At 59.5% G+C, this 15,787-nt stretch carries 14 protein-coding genes; 8 read left to right on the top strand and 6 right to left on the bottom strand.

Going from position 1 to position 15,787, the window contains the following annotated elements; all coding sequences use genetic code 11:
• Positions 1-124 precede the first annotated feature (124 nt).
• Both UIA24_RS11570 and UIA24_RS11565 read left to right on the top strand, forming a co-directional pair.
• On the top strand, positions 125-781 hold the full coding sequence (locus tag UIA24_RS11570) for a VOC family protein (RefSeq protein ID WP_099775581.1): 657 nt from the start codon (positions 125-127) through the stop codon (positions 779-781).
• Positions 782-841: 60 nt separating this feature from the next.
• On the top strand, positions 842-1,243 hold the full coding sequence (locus UIA24_RS11565) for a GFA family protein (protein ID WP_330522881.1): 402 nt from the start codon (positions 842-844) through the stop codon (positions 1,241-1,243).
• Positions 1,244-1,358: 115 nt separating this feature from the next.
• Here UIA24_RS11565 and UIA24_RS11560 read toward each other — a convergent pair whose 3' ends face one another.
• The gene (locus UIA24_RS11560; RefSeq protein WP_099775580.1) at positions 1,359-2,606 is read right to left on the bottom strand and encodes a ribonucleotide-diphosphate reductase subunit beta; all 1,248 of its coding nucleotides are present in this window, start codon (positions 2,604-2,606) and stop codon (positions 1,359-1,361) included.
• Between the two features lie 232 nt (positions 2,607-2,838).
• Positions 2,839-5,721: a ribonucleoside-diphosphate reductase subunit alpha gene (locus UIA24_RS11555; RefSeq protein ID WP_330522880.1), complete on the bottom strand. Its 2,883-nt coding sequence runs from the start codon at positions 5,719-5,721 to the stop codon at positions 2,839-2,841.
• 754 nt (positions 5,722-6,475) lie between these two features.
• On the opposite strand from UIA24_RS11555, the gene UIA24_RS11550 reads away from it, so the two are divergent.
• The 3 genes from UIA24_RS11550 to fhuF are packed head-to-tail and all read left to right on the top strand — an operon-like array spanning position 6,476 to position 9,362.
• Positions 6,476-7,195 carry a response regulator transcription factor gene (locus UIA24_RS11550; protein WP_330522879.1) on the top strand — a complete coding sequence of 240 codons (720 nt, stop codon included), beginning with the start codon at positions 6,476-6,478 and terminating at the stop codon, positions 7,193-7,195.
• Positions 7,192-8,805, top strand: a complete 1,614-nt coding sequence (locus UIA24_RS11545) for an ATP-binding protein (RefSeq protein ID WP_102053256.1) — start codon at positions 7,192-7,194, stop codon at positions 8,803-8,805. The genes UIA24_RS11550 and UIA24_RS11545 overlap by 4 nt, the downstream gene beginning before the upstream one ends.
• A complete protein-coding gene (fhuF, locus tag UIA24_RS11540; RefSeq protein WP_330522878.1) occupies positions 8,802-9,362 on the top strand; it encodes a siderophore-iron reductase FhuF in 561 nt (186 codons plus the stop codon). The genes UIA24_RS11545 and fhuF overlap by 4 nt, the downstream gene beginning before the upstream one ends.
• A gap of 1 nt (position 9,363) precedes the next feature.
• On the opposite strand, the gene UIA24_RS11535 is transcribed toward fhuF, so the two are convergent.
• Together UIA24_RS11535 and UIA24_RS11530 are read right to left on the bottom strand one after the other, a co-directional pair.
• Positions 9,364-10,065, bottom strand: a complete 702-nt coding sequence (locus UIA24_RS11535) for a 4'-phosphopantetheinyl transferase family protein (protein WP_330522877.1) — start codon at positions 10,063-10,065, stop codon at positions 9,364-9,366.
• Positions 10,066-10,149: 84 nt separating this feature from the next.
• Positions 10,150-10,947, bottom strand: a complete 798-nt coding sequence (locus UIA24_RS11530; RefSeq protein ID WP_330522876.1) for a dienelactone hydrolase family protein — start codon at positions 10,945-10,947, stop codon at positions 10,150-10,152.
• A 415-nt stretch (positions 10,948-11,362) separates the two neighbouring features.
• Between UIA24_RS11530 and UIA24_RS11525 the strand changes: the two genes are divergently transcribed.
• Positions 11,363-12,685 (top strand): dicarboxylate/amino acid:cation symporter, encoded by a 1,323-nt coding sequence (locus UIA24_RS11525; RefSeq protein ID WP_102053260.1) that lies wholly within the window; start codon positions 11,363-11,365, stop codon positions 12,683-12,685.
• Positions 12,686-12,757: 72 nt separating this feature from the next.
• Here the strand turns inward: UIA24_RS11525 and UIA24_RS11520 are convergent, their stop codons facing one another.
• Positions 12,758-13,252, bottom strand: a complete 495-nt coding sequence (locus UIA24_RS11520; protein WP_330522875.1) for a SprT family zinc-dependent metalloprotease — start codon at positions 13,250-13,252, stop codon at positions 12,758-12,760.
• 128 nt (positions 13,253-13,380) lie between these two features.
• Positions 13,381-13,980 carry a Yip1 family protein gene (locus UIA24_RS11515; protein ID WP_330522874.1) on the bottom strand — a complete coding sequence of 200 codons (600 nt, stop codon included), beginning with the start codon at positions 13,978-13,980 and terminating at the stop codon, positions 13,381-13,383.
• Positions 13,981-14,249: 269 nt separating this feature from the next.
• Between UIA24_RS11515 and ttcA the strand changes: the two genes are divergently transcribed.
• Positions 14,250-15,074: a tRNA 2-thiocytidine(32) synthetase TtcA gene (gene ttcA / locus UIA24_RS11510; RefSeq protein WP_065761337.1), complete on the top strand. Its 825-nt coding sequence runs from the start codon at positions 14,250-14,252 to the stop codon at positions 15,072-15,074.
• Positions 15,075-15,098: 24 nt separating this feature from the next.
• Positions 15,099-15,770, top strand: a complete 672-nt coding sequence (locus UIA24_RS11505) for a DNA-3-methyladenine glycosylase I (RefSeq protein WP_099775571.1) — start codon at positions 15,099-15,101, stop codon at positions 15,768-15,770.
• The last annotated feature ends 17 nt before the right edge of the window (positions 15,771-15,787 follow it).

Raw genomic sequence — 15,787 nt, 5'->3', positions numbered from 1 at the left:
GTGAGAGTAGGTCATCGTCAAGATTAAATTCCGAAACCCCTATCTGCACATGCAGGTAGGGGTTTTGTCTTTGTGGCGTTTTGGATGCCTGGCCGTAGCCAAGTTGCTTTTAAAGGAATGAGACATGGAAGTTGATCACCTTTTTATCTGCGTAACCAATCCTATCCAAAGCGCTGCCGCCTTAAGCGCCCTGGGTCTTATCGAAGGCACACCGAACGTTCACCCTGGGCAAGGGACCGCGAACCGCAGGTTCTTCTTCCAAAACACATTCATTGAGTTGTTGTACCTCACGGATGCCCAGGAAGCGCAAAGCCCATTAACGGCCCCCACACAGCTCTTCGAGCGCCTCAGCGCAACAGATAGCCAGGTATCACCCTTTGGCGTGTGCTTCAGGCCTACTACCGCAAACGAGGCGCTGCCTTTTCCCGCCTGGGAGTATCGCCCTGCTTACTTGCCAGCCAGCCTTAAAGTAGACGTAGGTCGAGCCCCTGTCTCTGAGCCCATGTGGTTCTTTCTGTCTTTTGCCAAACGCCCAGACCAGATGCCGCCCGAGCGAGCTCAGCCTATTGAGCATGCCAATGGCTTTCGCCAAATCACCGCAGTACGGGTCACAACAGCCAGCGGCGAAGCGTTCTCCGCAACGGCCTCTTGTGCAAATCAGCTGAGCGAATTTGAGATCATCCAGGGTAACGAGCACCTGATGGAGCTGGAGATCGACCACGGTGTTCAAGGGCAGACACGCGACTTGCGGCCCGGCTTGCCGCTGGTGATGAACTGGTAGTAAGCGTAGGCGTGCAGCCTTGCTGGCTAAAGTACTGTTTCTTCAAGAAGGGCTATTGCATTGACGCGTATTTTCTCGGGAAGCTGCCTGTGCGGCGCGGTGGCGTATCGAGTGTCGTCTCGCCCCAAAGCGGTATCTCACTGCCATTGCAGCCAGTGTCGAAAAGGGCATGGCGCGGCATTTGCCAGCTATGGCAGTGTGCCTCGAGCCGACCTGCACATCACCAAGGGTAGCGAGAGCCTCAAGGGCTACCAGTCCTCTGCAACCGTTGTGCGGCAGTTCTGTCGCCACTGTGGCTCGTCGTTGTTTTGGTCGACAAGTGAAGGTGAATTTTCCGGGTGGGTCTCAATAGCCCTGGGCTGCCTGGACACCTCTTTCACGCCTGGCGATCAAAAGCACCTGCATGTCGGAACCAAGGCCGCCTGGTATGAGATTCAAGATCACGGCCCGGAATCGGATTGACCGCTGCAGGTAAGCCTGCTGCAAAGCGTGTGTCTCTATCTCCTGCAATACAACAGTATTTCCAGGCACAAAAAAGGCCGCCTTTCGGCAGCCTTCTTGTGAACTCAAGCCAGCATCAATCCCAGCTCAAAGCCCCACCGGTCTGATACTCAATAACCCGGGTCTCAAAGAAGTTCTTCTCTTTCTTCAAGTCCATGATTTCACTCATCCATGGGAACGGGTTGGTGGTACCTGGGTACTCCTCCTTCAGGCCGATCTGCGACAGGCGGCGGTTGGCGATGAACTTCAGGTAGTCTTCCATCATCGCGGCATTCATGCCCAGTACACCGCGTGGCATGGTGTCACGGGCGTATTCGATTTCCAGCTGGGTGCCCTGCAGAATCATCTGCGTGGCTTCTTCCTTCATTTCGGCATCCCACAGGTGCGGGTTTTCGATCTTGATCTGGTTGATCACGTCGATACCGAAGTTCAGGTGCATGGATTCGTCACGCAGGATGTACTGGAACTGCTCGGCAACACCGGTCATCTTGTTGCGGCGGCCCATGGACAGGATCTGGGTGAAGCCGCAGTAGAAGAAGATGCCTTCGAGTACGCAGTAGTAGGCGATCAGGTTGCGCAGCAGTTCCTTGTCGGTCTCGACGGTGCCGGTATCGAATTCCGGGTCGGAGATCGAGCGGGTGTAGCGCAGGCCCCAAGCGGCCTTTTTCGCGACCGATGGGATCTCGTGGTACATGTTGAAGATTTCGCCTTCATCCATGCCCAGCGATTCGATGCAGTACTGGTAGGCGTGTGTGTGGATCGCTTCTTCGAAGGCCTGGCGCAGGATGTACTGGCGGCACTCCGGGTTGGTGATCAGGCGATACACGGCCAGTGCCAGGTTGTTGGCAACCAGGGAGTCGGCGGTAGAGAAGAAGCCCAGGTTGCGCATGACGATGCGGCGCTCGTCGTCGGTCAGGCCTTCCGGGTTTTTCCAGAGGGCGATGTCCGCGGTCATGTTGACCTCTTGCGGCATCCAGTGGTTGGCGCAGCCGTCCAGGTACTTCTGCCAGGCCCAGTCGTATTTGAATGGAACCAGTTGGTTGAGGTCGGCGCGGCAGTTGATCATGCGCTTCTCATCAACGGCGACACGGGCTGCAGAGCCTTCCAGCTCGGCCAGGCCTTCGGCGATGTCGAGTTCATCCAGTGCCGCTTTGGCACGGATTACGGCAGCAGAGTCCGCTGCGGTGACGGCACGGGCCTCGAGGGCGGCGGCACCGCCAGCGCTGTCGAGTTTGTCGATACCGTTTTCAATCGATTGGGTAGCACCAGCGTTTTTAGCGGCGACTTCGCCGTCGTCTTTGTCGAATTCGTCCCAGCTCAGCATGGTGGGTCTCCTGCGTGAGGGCCATGTTCAGTATGGCCTGATGGATCTTGGGTTGCGTAGCTCGCGTCGGGTACAGCAGTGCACGCAAAACTTTTGAATGCTTGAGGGGGAGGCCCCTCTGGTGGGCTGGAGCGGGTGGTGCTCCAGGCCTTTGTATCTGGTGGCGAAGGGGGCTGCCTGGCAGCCCTTTCGCCGATAAGGCCGACTCCTGTCGGAGCCGGCCGTGCGCACCTTATTGGCAGGCTTCGCAGTCAGGTTCGTCGATCGCGCAGGCCTTAGGCACGGGTGCAGGCGCCGGGGCGGTTTGCACCGGGGCGCTGTCGCCACCGCTGGACACGGCGTTGAGCTTGCCGGTGTTGATGGTCGATTTCTCGGTGCTGGTCGCGGCCAGGGCACGGAGGTAGTAGGTGGTTTTCAGACCACGGTACCAGGCCATGCGGTAGGTGACGTCCAGTTTCTTGCCCGAGGCGCCGGCGATGTACAGGTTCAGCGACTGAGCCTGGTCGATCCACTTCTGGCGACGGCTGGCAGCATCGACGATCCACTTGGTTTCCACTTCGAAGGCAGTCGCGTAGAGCTCCTTGAGTTCTTGCGGGATGCGCTCGATCTGCTGAACCGAACCGTCGTAGTACTTCAGGTCGTTGATCATGACCGCGTCCCACAGGCCGCGAGCCTTCAGGTCGTGAACCAGGTACGGGTTGATCACGGTGAACTCGCCCGACAGGTTCGATTTCACGTACAGGTTCTGGTAGGTCGGCTCGATGGACTGCGATACGCCGGTGATGTTGGCGATGGTCGCGGTCGGCGCGATGGCCATGATGTTCGAGTTACGAATACCTTTCTGAACGCGTGCGCGAACCGGTGCCCAGTCCAGGGTCTCGTTCAGGTCGACGTCGATGTACTTCTGGCCACGGGCTTCGATCAGGATCTGTTGCGAATCCAGCGGCAGGATGCCTTTGGACCACAGCGAGCCCTGGAAGGTCTCGTAGGCGCCACGTTCGTCGGCCAGGTCACAGGAGGCCTGGATGGCGAAGTAGCTGACCGCTTCCATGGAGCGGTCGGCGAACTCGACGGCTGCGTCCGAACCATAAGGAATGTGCTGCAGGTACAGCGCGTCCTGGAAGCCCATGATGCCCAGACCGACCGGGCGGTGCTTCATGTTCGAGTTGCGCGCCTGCGGTACCGAGTAGTAGTTGATGTCGATCACGTTGTCGAGCATGCGCACAGCGGTGTTGATGGTGCGCTGCAGCTTGGCGGTGTCCAGCTTGCCGTCGACGATGTGGTTCGGCAGGTTGATCGAGCCCAGGTTACATACCGCGATCTCGTCCTTGTTGGTGTTCAAGGTGATTTCGGTGCACAGGTTCGAGCTGTGGACCACGCCCACGTGCTGCTGAGGGCTGCGCAGGTTGCACGGGTCTTTGAAGGTCAACCATGGGTGACCGGTTTCGAACAGCATCGAGAGCATCTTGCGCCACAGGTCTTTGGCCTGGACGGTCTTGAATACCTTGATCTTGTTGTACTCGGTCAGCGCTTCGTAGTACTCGTAGCGCTCTTCGAAGGCCTTGCCGGTCAGCTCGTGCAGGTCTGGCACTTCCGAAGGAGAGAACAGGGTCCACTTGCCGTCATCGAAGACGCGCTTCATGAACAGGTCAGGGATCCAGTTGGCGGTGTTCATGTCGTGGGTACGACGACGGTCGTCACCGGTGTTCTTGCGCAGCTCGATGAATTCTTCGATGTCCAGGTGCCAGGTTTCCAGGTAGGCACAGACAGCGCCTTTGCGCTTGCCACCCTGGTTTACGGCAACGGCGGTGTCGTTGACCACTTTCAGGAACGGTACGACGCCCTGGGACTTGCCGTTGGTGCCCTTGATGTAGGAGCCCAGCGCACGTACTGGCGTCCAGTCGTTGCCCAGGCCACCGGCGAATTTCGACAGCATGGCGTTGTCGTGGATCGCGTGGTAAATGCCCGAGAGGTCGTCCGGGACGGTGGTCAGGTAGCAGCTCGACAGCTGTGGACGCAGGGTGCCGGCGTTGAACAGGGTCGGGGTCGAGGCCATGTAGTCGAAGGACGACAACAGGTTGTAGAACTCGATCGCGCGGGCTTCTTTGTCTTTCTCTTCCAGCGCCAGGCCCATGGCCACACGCATGAAGAACACCTGTGGCAGTTCGAAACGTACGCCATCCTTGTGGATGAAGTAACGGTCGTACAGGGTCTGCAGGCCCAGGTAGGTGAACTGCTGGTCGCGTTCGTGGTTGATCGCCTTGCCCAGTTTTTCCAGGTCGTAGTCGGCCATGGCTGGGTTGAGCAGTTCAAACTCCACACCTTTGGCGACATAGGCCGGCAAGGCCTTGGCGTACAGGTCGGCCATTTCGTGGTGGGTCGCGCTTTCGGCAACCTGCAGGAAGCCCAGGCCTTCGGCGCGCAGGGTGTCCATCAGCAGGCGAGCGGTCACGAAGGAGTAGTTCGGCTCACGCTCGACCAGGGTACGGGCGGTCATCACCAGAGCGGTGTTGACGTCCTTGATGGCCACGCCGTCGTACAGGTTCTTCAGGGTTTCACGCTGGATCAGTTCGCCATCGACTTCGGCCAGGCCTTCGCAGGCTTCCGAAATGATGGTGTTCAGGCGGTTCATGTCCAGAGGCGCCAGGCTGCCATCGGCCAGGGTGATACGGATGCTTGGGTGTGGCTGTACCGCTACGTCGCTGTTGCTGCGGGTGGCACGTTCCTTGGCGCGTTGGTCGCGATAGATCACGTAGTCGCGGGCCACTTTCTGTTCGCCAGCACGCATCAGGGCCAGTTCGACCTGGTCCTGGATTTCTTCGATGTGGATGGTGCCGCCCGATGGCATGCGACGCTTGAAGGTCGCTGTCACTTGTTCGGTCAGGCGGGCAACGGTGTCGTGGATACGCGACGAGGCAGCAGCAGTGCCGCCTTCAACTGCAAGGAACGCCTTGGTGATGGCAACGGTGATCTTGTCATCGGTGTAGGCGACGACAGTACCGTTACGCTTGATCACACGCAGTTGGCCCGGAGCGGTGGCAGCCAGATCCTGGTTCGAATCAGCGGCCTGCGGCGCCTTGGCCTGCGGGTTCTCGCGAGTTGTGTCGGTTTGCATGGGGGTCTCCACGTTTTCTATGTTTGTTTAGGCACCGGGTAGGTGCCAACCGTTCCGTCCAAAAGCTCGACAACCGACCCGCAGGCATACGCAAGGGCAGCGTGCGGGGCAGGGCTTACCTACTTCGGGACAGATCAGGAAAAAGGGGCAATCGCTCGCCGCTCCCTGGCCGAAGTCAAAGGTCTCGGGCCGGGGCCCAAAACTGTTGCTGTCGGATGTGCCTTTGTGTGCAACACCCGTACCCGAAACAAGCCCTCTGGTGAACTTGCAACGGTCGCCTCCGCAGGAGCGGTTTGGCTGCTGATTTCTTTCAAAGTTCAAGCAAAAAAAGCATTTTGCAAGGCTTGAGTTTAATGCTCGACTTGTGCTTGGGAATTATGTGAAAACCCAAGATATAGTGTTTTGTTTCGATAGGGATACAAGATAATGCGGTATCGGGGGTATTGCAAGGTGATGCTCTGTGGATAACTTGTGCGTATTTTGTGAGTGATTCCGGGCAACGCCTTGTAGGCCGCGTCTCACCGCCATTGTGCCGTTGGTCACTCTTTTTTTACGTTGGCGCCGCCCCGAACACGGAATTTTGCGGGCGCGAACCCTATCACAAAAAGGCCCATTGTCCAGCGCTCCTGGCACGGCTTTTCAGTGCCGTTGGTGGCGGTTGGAATGTGTGGGTTCGCGTCGTAGTATCCGGTGCCATTATTGCCCTTTGTTGACGGGCGGTCTTCCAAGAACAACAAGCCCAGCAGAGGTGTCCGTGGAGCAGCAGCGCAGTCAGGTGTTGATCGTCGAGGATGACCAGCGATTGGCCGACCTCACGTGCGAGTACCTGCAGGCCAACGGTTTTGAGGTAGCAGTGGAGGGCGATGGGGCCAAGGCGGCCCAGCGCATCATTGATGAGCGGCCTGATCTGGTGATCCTTGACCTGATGTTGCCTGGCGAGGATGGCCTGAGCATCTGTCGCAAGGTACGCCCGCGCTATGCGGGGGTAATTCTGATGCTCACCGCACGCAGCGACGATCTTGATCAGGTGCAGGGGCTGGACCTGGGGGCCGACGACTATGTGGTCAAGCCCGTGCGTCCCCGCTTGTTGTTGGCCCGGATCAACGCTCTGTTGCGTCGCAGTGATGCCCCCAGTAGTGAGCACCAGGCATTGGTGTTCGGCCCGTTGCGGGTCGATAACACCCTGCGCGAGGCTTGGCTGCGGGGCGCGAGCATCGAGTTGACCAGCGCCGAGTTCGACCTGCTCTGGCTACTCGTTAGCAATGCCGGGCGTGTGTTGTCCCGCGAGGAGATCTTCACCTCGTTGCGAGGTGTGGGCTATGACGGCCAGGACCGTTCTATCGATGTGCGTATTTCACGCATTCGCCCCAAAATCGGTGACGATCCAATCCATCCGAAGATGATCAAGACCCTGCGCAGCAAAGGCTACCTGTTTGTAGCCGAGGCGGCCCAGGCCATGGGTCGTGAGGCATGAACTCGATTTTCCTGCGCATCTACGGCGGTATGCTGAGCGCTCTGGTGCTGGTGGCGATGCTCGGCGCCTTGAGCCTGCACCTGCTCAATGAGGTACGCGCGGATCAATACCGTGAGCGGCTTGCCCACGGGACCTTCACGCTGATGGCTGACAACCTGGTGCCGCTCAGTGAGGTGGAGCGTACGCGGGCGCTGGCGATCTGGGAGCGCTTGCTGGGCATTCCCTTGGCGTTGGAGTCCTTGGCCCACACCGGGCTCGATGGGCGTCAGCGCAGCTTGTTGCAGCGTGGCCAGGTACTGGTAGAGAAGACCGGGCCTCATGCGGCCAGGGTGATGCGTCAGGTTGGCGACCAGCCGTTTTTGCTCATGGGTGAAGTCAAGCAGATCAGTGAGCAGTTGGCCCGCGCCACGATTTACCTGCTGGCGGATGAGTTGGTGCGTTATCCGGTTGCGGAGCAGCCTGGACGGCTTGCGCAATTGAAGGAAGCCAAGGGGTTTGGCTTTGACCTGCGCTTGCTTTCGATGACCAAGGCTGACCTGGATGACGACCAGCGTCGACGGGTCGAGGAGGGCGACACGGTGATGGCCCTTGGCAAGGACGGTGACTCGATTCGTGTATTTTCCGGCCTTGCCGGTACGCCCTGGGTGCTGGAGCTCGGCCCGCTGTATCAGATGAATGCCTACCCACCCCAGTTGCTGGCAGTGATTGCCGTGCTGGGCTTGTGCCTGATTGGTTTGATCGTCTATTTGCTGGTGCGTCAGCTGGAGCGTCGCCTGTCGACCCTGGAGTTTGCTGCCACACGCATCGCCCAGGGTAGCCTGGAAACCCGTGTGACGGCCGATGATGATGACTCGGTTGGACGCTTGGCTGCGGCTTTCAATGGCATGGCGGAGCATTTGCAACGGTCGTTGAGTATTCAGCGTGAGCTGGTGCGTGCCGTGTCCCATGAGCTGCGCACGCCAGTGGCCCGTTTACGTTTCGGCCTGGAGATGATCGCCGGGGCCAGCAACGATCAGGCTCGGGAAAAGTACCTGGAGGGCATGGATGGTGACATTCAGGACCTCGATAAACTGGTCGACGAGATGCTCACCTATGCCCGTCTGGAGCAGGGCTCACCGGCGTTGCATTTTCAGTTGATCGACCTGGATGCGCTGCTCGACCAGGTGATCGCAGAGCTGGCGCCATTGCGTCGCGAGGTGAGCGTGGTTCGCGGCCCCTGCCAGAGGGCCGAAGAGGCTGACGGCGCATGGGTGGAGGCGGAGCCACGCTACTTGCACCGGGCTTTGCAGAACCTGGTGAGCAACGCCATGCGCCATGCTGAGTCACAGGTCTGTCTGAGCTATCAATTAGGTGCCCAGCGCTGCCGGATTGATGTGGAAGATGATGGTCCTGGCATCCCCGAGCCTGCCTGGGACCGAATCTTTACCCCCTTTACTCGCCTCGACGACAGCCGCGCCCGGGCTTCCGGTGGGCACGGTCTGGGCTTGTCCATCGTACGCAGGATTATCTATTGGCATGCAGGGCGGGCCTCGGTCAGCCGTAGCGAGCGCCTGGGTGGGGCGTGTTTCAGCCTGAGTTGGCCGCGTAGCCAGGCCTCTGGTGCATCATGAAGCAGACCGTGACGCTGAGTGAGCTGCTACGTCCGGCGTACTTTCACAGGCTGCTGCTGGCGCTCTATGGGCCTGAGTTGATGCCAGCCCAGTTGCCTGTGCTGGTGTCGCAGTGGTCCAAGTATTATTTCGCGCTGTTCTGGCGCGAGGCCGTGTCAGCCCGGTGTGCCGGGCGAGGGCTGACGCTGCCGAACAATGTCGGCGTGAGCCTGGACGATCGTGGTCTGCCGTTGGCGTTTGAGCCCCTGGCCGCAGGCAGCGATAGCTTGCAGGCCCTGTTGGAGCACCACCTGACGCCATTGGTTCAGCAACTGGCAGCCTTGGGCTCGGTGCCGGTTGCCGTGCTCTGGGGGAATGCTGGCGATTGCCTGGAGCAGTGCCTGCAGGCCCTGGAAGTCGACCTCGTTGAGGCGCGTGACCTGCTGGATCGCCCTGGCGGCCCGTTGTTTGCGGCAGTCAGCTACGATGCGCACGGCCTGCGGCGTCGGCGAACCTGTTGCCTGAGTTACAAGGTGGCGTGGGTGGGGCACTGTACGCACTGCCCGCTCAACCCCTGACTCAGAGGCTGATCAAGGTCAGTACCTGGTCATTCTGTATGCTGAACTGGCCTTCCAGCTCGTGGCCCTGGCGCCAGTCAGTGGACAGGTCTTTCAACAGGCGCAGGCGTGCATGGCCATCGGTGGACCATTCCAGTACCTCCGCGTGTTCAAAGTAGAAGCGCTGCTGCACGATAGGGTAGAGGGCCTTGAACAGGCTTTCCTTCAGGGAAAAGGTCAGGGTGACCGCCAAGGCAGCCAGGTCCGGGTCCATTCGATGAAGTTCATCGGTTGTGAGGATCTCTGCGGCCAGGCGCTGAGCGCGTTCGTGGCTGAGCAGGGTTTCCTGATCCAGGCCAATGCCCGCGCACTGGTGACTAGGGGCAACCACCGCAGCGGCCCAGCCGTGGCTATGGGTGATGGATCCGCTAATATCGCTTGGCCAGATCGGCGCACGGTCTTCGCCGGTACCGGGGATGTACTCCCGACCATCCAGCGCTTGCAGTGCTGCGCGGGCGCAGACCCGGCCAGCGAGGTACTCGGCCTGACGCTTGGCCACTGAGCGTTGCAGGCTGCTGGTGTGTTCTATACCCGCCAGGACGAAGTCATCGGCAGCCAGTTGAGCGGGGTCGAACGAGCAGCTGACCAGTGCTGCGCCGGGTACTGCGCGAGGCAGGGGCCAGTGGTACTGGAGTGGTGCGCAGCAAGATGGGAGTCGTTTCATGGCCGTATTGTGCCGCGATCCATGGCGTCAGGCCAGCGCCCCTTCCAGCCCATCGTTTCTGCCAAAGCACCGTCCCTCAGCACTTCAGTTCAGCGTAAACACCTTCTTCAAGAAAACCTGCAGGTCTGCCCAAGCGCTTTCGTCGGCGCTTTTGTTGTAGGCAATGTCTGGTCCGCCGTGCTCGCCGTGGCTGAGGCGGTCAGCATCCGGGTTGGTGAAGCCATGCTTGGCGCCCTGGATGCTCACGAATTCATAGGATGCACCGGCCGCATTCATCTCGTCCTTGAATTTATCCACCTGTTCTTGGGGGACCATGCTGTCTGCTGCACCGTGCTCCACCAGAATCTTGCTCTTTACGCTACCGGGTGTTGCCGGGTTGCTGGTTGCCAGCGGGCCATGGAAGCTGACGACTCCGAGCAGAGGCTCGCCTCGGCGGGCGGCATCGAGCACCACTTTTCCGCCGAAGCAGTAGCCGATGGCGGCAATTCGATTGTTGTCGGTTTGCGGTTGGATTTTTAACAGCTCTACACCGGCATCGAAGCGTTTGGCTGCAGCGTCAGGGTCTTTCATGGCCGCCTGCATGAAGGTCATGGCGTCTGCCGGGTGCTCGGTGTGCTTGCCATCGCCGTACATGTCGATGGCCAGTGCGCTGTAGCCTAGCCCCGCCAACTCGCGCGCACGGCGTTTGGCATAGTCATTCAGGCCCCACCACTCGTGCACCACCACCACGCCTGGGCGCTTTTCCTCGACGCTGTCGTCATAGGCGTAATAGCCAACCAGGCGCTTGCCGTCGGCATCCTGATAGGCAATTTCGCGGGTCTGTACAGCGGCCTGGGCCAGGCTTGTGGCGCCGATCAAGGCAAGTGCGAGCAGGTAACGCATGGCGGGTACTCCTCGTTTGAGTCGATCCATCGTGTTCAGCCGCTGTTTGGACAGCGCTCAGCGACGGTTCAGGATGTCCTGCTTACTCTAGCTTCCGCACTCCATCCTGCAACGGGGTGAGGGCGAACCCTGGCTGCGTGGGCGGATTACCGCCATTGGTTAGGTTTTTTCGCCGGTTGCGTGCGGAAATCCGCCAATGCACAGCGTTTTTTATGCCACCTCCTAGTGCATGCAAGCCCCGAGAAACGGCGGTTCGCACCCAGAAAGCGCACGTTGGCATCGTGATTGCTAAATAGCCTTCAGAGTCCTGCCAGGCAGCTCGACAAAACAAATCCCTCCAGTGCAGGAGGGTTCGCGCTTTTGGTACCACCGCATCCTGGGAAGGATGATGGTCGGTACGCTTGAGGAATTAGCCATGACGACGCGTCAGCCGCTGTACAAATCGTTGTATGTCCAGGTGATCGTAGCGATCACCATCGGTATCCTGCTGGGTCACTTCTATCCTGAGACCGGCGTGGCGCTCAAGCCACTGGGTGACGGGTTCGTGAAGCTGATCAAGATGGTCATCGCCCCCATCATCTTCTGCACCGTGGTCAGCGGCATTGCGGGTATGCAGAACATGAAGTCGGTTGGCAAGACCGGCGGCTACGCGCTGTTGTACTTCGAGATTGTCTCCACCATCGCACTGATCATTGGCCTGGTTGTGGTCAACGTGGTCAAGCCGGGTGTTGGCATGCACATTGACGTGTCGACCCTGAACGCCAGCAGCATCGCGGCCTATGCCGCAGCGGGCGCACAGCAGACCACCGTTGGCTTCCTGCTCAACATCATCCCGAACACGGTCGTCGGTGCCTTCGCCAACGGCGACATCCTGCAAGTGCTGATGTTCTCGGTGATCTTCGGTTTCGCCCTGCATCGCCTGGGCGCTTATGGCAAGCCACTGCTGGACCTGATCGACCGCTTCGCCCATGTGATGTTCAACATCATCAATATGATCATGAAGCTGGCACCGGTCGGTGCGTTCGGTGCCATGGCCTTCACGATCGGCCAGTACGGCGTGGGCTCGCTGGTTCAACTGGGCCAGTTGATGGTCTGCTTCTACATCACCTGTGTGGTGTTCATTCTGGTGGTGCTTGGCGGTATCGCCCGTGCCCACGGCTTCAGCGTGGTCAAACTGATCCGCTACATCCGTGAGGAACTGATGATCGTGCTGGGTACTTCGTCTTCCGAGTCGGCCCTGCCACGCATGCTGATCAAGATGGAGCGCCTGGGTGCGAAGAAGTCGGTTGTCGGCCTGGTGATCCCAACCGGTTACTCGTTCAACCTTGACGGTACTTCGATCTACCTGACCATGGCTGCCGTGTTCATTGCTCAGGCCACCGACACCACCATGGACATCACGCACCAGATCACCCTGTTGCTGGTGCTGCTGGTTGCCTCTAAAGGTGCTGCTGGCGTGACCGGTAGCGGCTTCATCGTTCTGGCCGCTACCCTGTCGGCCGTTGGCCACCTGCCGGTTGCCGGTCTGGCGCTGATCCTGGGTATTGACCGCTTCATGTCCGAAGCCCGTGCTCTGACCAACCTGATTGGCAACGCCGTGGCGACAGTGGTAGTGGCCAAGTGGGTCAATGAACTGGACGAAGACAAGCTGCAGGCCGAGTTGGCCTCTGGTGGCACGTCGATCATCGACACCCGTCCAGTCGATGACCTGGGTGTGGCTGAAGGCGCTGCCCGCTAAGCATTCTGGGGTGTGCTCATCGCCGGCAAGGGCGGCTCCTCATGCAGGAGCCAGCCTTGCCGGCGATGTCGTTTATTCCACCCGTGTTTCCCCACTGAACACCAAGGTCTGCCGACAGCGTCTGCACAGATAGCGCCGCCCTTGGCGTACCAGGCCATGGCGCTGGGCAGAGAAGGGGAATTCGCTACCTGCGCAGGGGCAGCGGTAGATATAGCGGGTCATGCTACGGCGCTTTATCGCGTAGTTGTGACAGCGATTCGGCGGCAGTTCGTAAACCCCGCGCATGATCAACTGCCACTCTTCGCCATGGGGCTGAATGCTGCCTCCGAACAGTTGGTGGGCAACCAGGTGGGCCACTTCATGGGCGACAGTCTGTTTCAGGAAGTCTTCACGGTTTTCCATGTACAGCTGCAGGTTGAAGCGCAGCAGGTTCTCATGCAGATGTGCCACGCCGGCCTTCTGCCCACGCAGCTTGAAACTGACTTCGGGGCGCTGGAAGGGGCGTTTGAAAAAGGCTTCAGCCTGCTGGAAACAAGTTTCGACGCGGGATTTGAGTTGCTCGGGCATATCGGGGAACACTCCTGACCGGCGATTATGCCGCAACCTGAGCATTACTGCCGAGACCGCCGGTCCATGCACGGCATCAGGCCGCCTTGCGGCGGCCTGAGGTTTGTTGCACCTATGTTGCTGTGTTTCTAGTTGGTATAGACGGGGCCCACGCCCAGTCCCCAGACGATTACCGTGAAGGCCATGATGGCTACCAGCACCACCAGTCCCACCGCCAACACTGAACTCGAAAACAGGAAGCCTTCGTCCGAGGGTATGTTCATGAAGGTCGGCAGGCCTACATAGAGCAGGTAGACCGTGTAGCAGATGGCTGCCGTACCGACAATCATCCCCAGCCACAGGTGTGGGTAAAGCGCCGCCAGACCCCCGACGAATAGTGGGGTGGCGGTGTAGGTTGCAAACGCGATGCATTGCGCCAGGCTGGGGTTGGCATCATAGGTGCGGGCCATCCAGTGGACGAACGCGCCCATGACGGCAACACCGCCAAGCATGGCCAGGTACGACATGATGCTCATCCAGAGCGCGCTTTCCATGGTCAGCATGACGGGCGCACGCTCGCCGATGACCCAGCCTACTTGGGTAGTGCCGATAAATGCCGATACGGCGGGAATGGCCGCCAGTATCAACGTGTGGGTCAAGTACATGTGGCTGATGCTTTCCTCTTCGCCACGAATCTCTCGCCATTCCTGATCGGGATGGGTAAACAGCCCCAGAACGTGATGGATCATGCCAGTCACTCCTTTCGTTGTTGCCATCGCCCCCCAGAGGAGCGCTTGCTGGCCCGAGGTTCGGGCCATACGACCAGGTCACATACACGGTGGCCCTATGTGGCAGTATAGGAAGGAGTTCGCTGCATAAAACCGGGTTTTTTAGAGCAAATTGCGCTGTCAGGCGATGTATTAATCACGATGCAGTCTTTATCGGATTGGCCTACGCCGCCAGTCGGTTTATGCGTAAAATAGCCGGCTTTTGTCATACCTCGCGGATTCCAAGCGCTATGGGCACCCTTTCGGTCAATCAGAACAAACTGCAAAAACGCCTTCGCCGCCTGGCGGGTGAGGCTGTCACCGACTTCAACATGATCGAAGACGGTGACAAGGTCATGGTCTGCCTGTCGGGCGGCAAAGACAGCTACACCATGCTCGATGTTCTGCTGCACCTGCAGAAGGTGGCACCGATCAAGTTCGAGATCGTTGCGGTGAACATGGACCAGAAACAACCGGGGTTCCCCGAGGACGTGCTGCCGGCCTACCTCAAGACCTTGGGTATCGAGTACCACATTGTCGAGAAGGACACCTACTCGGTGGTCAAGGAATTGATCCCGGAAGGCAAGACCACCTGCTCGCTGTGCTCGCGCCTGCGTCGTGGCACCCTGTACACCTTCGCTGACGAAATCGGCGCGACCAAGATGGCCCTGGGTCATCACCGTGATGACATTGTCGAGACATTCTTCCTCAACATGTTCTTCAATGGCACGCTCAAGGCCATGCCGCCAAAACTGCTGGCCGACGATGGCCGCAACGTGGTCATCCGGCCGTTGGCCTACTGCAGCGAGAAGGACATTCAGGCCTACTCGGACATGAAAGAATTCCCGATCATCCCGTGCAACCTCTGTGGTTCGCAGGAAAACCTGCAGCGTCAGGTCGTCAAGGACATGCTTCAGGAGTGGGAGCGCAAGTCGCCGGGGCGTACCGAGAGTATCTTCCGTGGCCTGCAGAACGTGGTGCCGTCGCAACTGGCCGACCGCAACCTGTTCGATTTCGTCAATCTGCGCATCGACGACACCGCGACGCCGCGTTTCCTCGACGTGCTGAACATCTGACGAACCACTCGGCAAGGAACCGCCATGCGTGATTATCAATGGCTGCATGAGTACTGCCTGAACCGATTCGGCTCTGCCGCTGCACTGGAGGCGTATCTGCCGGTGCCGCGCACCCCGGCGCAGTTGCGTGCGATCAGTGACGACCGTTATCTGTCGACCCTGGCCCTGCGCGTGTTTCGTGCCGGGCTCAAGCACAGCCTGGTCGATGCCAAGTGGCCGGCGTTTGAGCAGGTGTTCTTCGGTTTCGACCCGGAAAAGGTCGTGCTGATGGGCGCTGAGCATCTGGAACGGTTGATGCAGGACACCCGCATCATCCGTCACCTGGGCAAGCTCAAGAGCGTGCCTCGCAATGCGCAGATGGTGTTGGATGTGGCAAAGGAGAGGGGGAGCTTTGGCGCCTTGATCGCCGACTGGCCAGTGACTGACATCGTCGGTTTGTGGAAGTACCTGGCCAAGCATGGCAACCAGCTTGGTGGCTTGTCGGCACCCCGTTTTCTGCGCATGGTCGGCAAGGATACGTTTATCCCTACCGACGACATGGTTGCGGCCCTTGTAGCTCAGGACATCATCGACAAGGCGCCGACCAGCCTGCGGGATCTGGCGCGGGTGCAGGCGGCGTTCAATCAGTGGCACGCCGAAAGCGGGCGGCCACTGTGTCAGCTCTCAGTGATGCTGGCGCATACCGTTAACCATTGAGGTCAAGGCGGGTGGGG

Source organism: Pseudomonas sp. AL 58 (assembly GCF_036348395.1).
Lineage (GTDB): Bacteria > Pseudomonadota > Gammaproteobacteria > Pseudomonadales > Pseudomonadaceae > Aquipseudomonas > Aquipseudomonas defluvii.
This window is presented reverse-complemented; position numbering and strand designations above follow the sequence as displayed.

Excerpts from the sequence above, each read along its gene's own strand:
- UIA24_RS11530 (WP_330522876.1), bottom strand. The coding sequence starts at position 10,947 with ATGCGTTACCTGCTCGCACTTGCCTTGATCGGCGCCACAAGCCTGGCC.
- UIA24_RS11525 (WP_102053260.1), top strand. The coding sequence starts at position 11,363 with ATGACGACGCGTCAGCCGCTGTACAAATCGTTGTATGTCCAGGTGATC.
- ttcA (WP_065761337.1), top strand. The coding sequence starts at position 14,250 with ATGGGCACCCTTTCGGTCAATCAGAACAAACTGCAAAAACGCCTTCGC.
- UIA24_RS11560 (WP_099775580.1), bottom strand. The coding sequence starts at position 2,606 with ATGCTGAGCTGGGACGAATTCGACAAAGACGACGGCGAAGTCGCCGCT.
- UIA24_RS11515 (WP_330522874.1), bottom strand. The coding sequence starts at position 13,980 with ATGATCCATCACGTTCTGGGGCTGTTTACCCATCCCGATCAGGAATGG.
- UIA24_RS11535 (WP_330522877.1), bottom strand. The coding sequence starts at position 10,065 with ATGAAACGACTCCCATCTTGCTGCGCACCACTCCAGTACCACTGGCCC.
- UIA24_RS11505 (WP_099775571.1), top strand. The coding sequence starts at position 15,099 with ATGCGTGATTATCAATGGCTGCATGAGTACTGCCTGAACCGATTCGGC.
- UIA24_RS11520 (WP_330522875.1), bottom strand. The coding sequence starts at position 13,252 with ATGCCCGAGCAACTCAAATCCCGCGTCGAAACTTGTTTCCAGCAGGCT.
- fhuF (WP_330522878.1), top strand. The coding sequence starts at position 8,802 with ATGAAGCAGACCGTGACGCTGAGTGAGCTGCTACGTCCGGCGTACTTT.
- UIA24_RS11555 (WP_330522880.1), bottom strand. The coding sequence starts at position 5,721 with ATGCAAACCGACACAACTCGCGAGAACCCGCAGGCCAAGGCGCCGCAG.
- UIA24_RS11570 (WP_099775581.1), top strand. The coding sequence starts at position 125 with ATGGAAGTTGATCACCTTTTTATCTGCGTAACCAATCCTATCCAAAGC.
- UIA24_RS11545 (WP_102053256.1), top strand. The coding sequence starts at position 7,192 with ATGAACTCGATTTTCCTGCGCATCTACGGCGGTATGCTGAGCGCTCTG.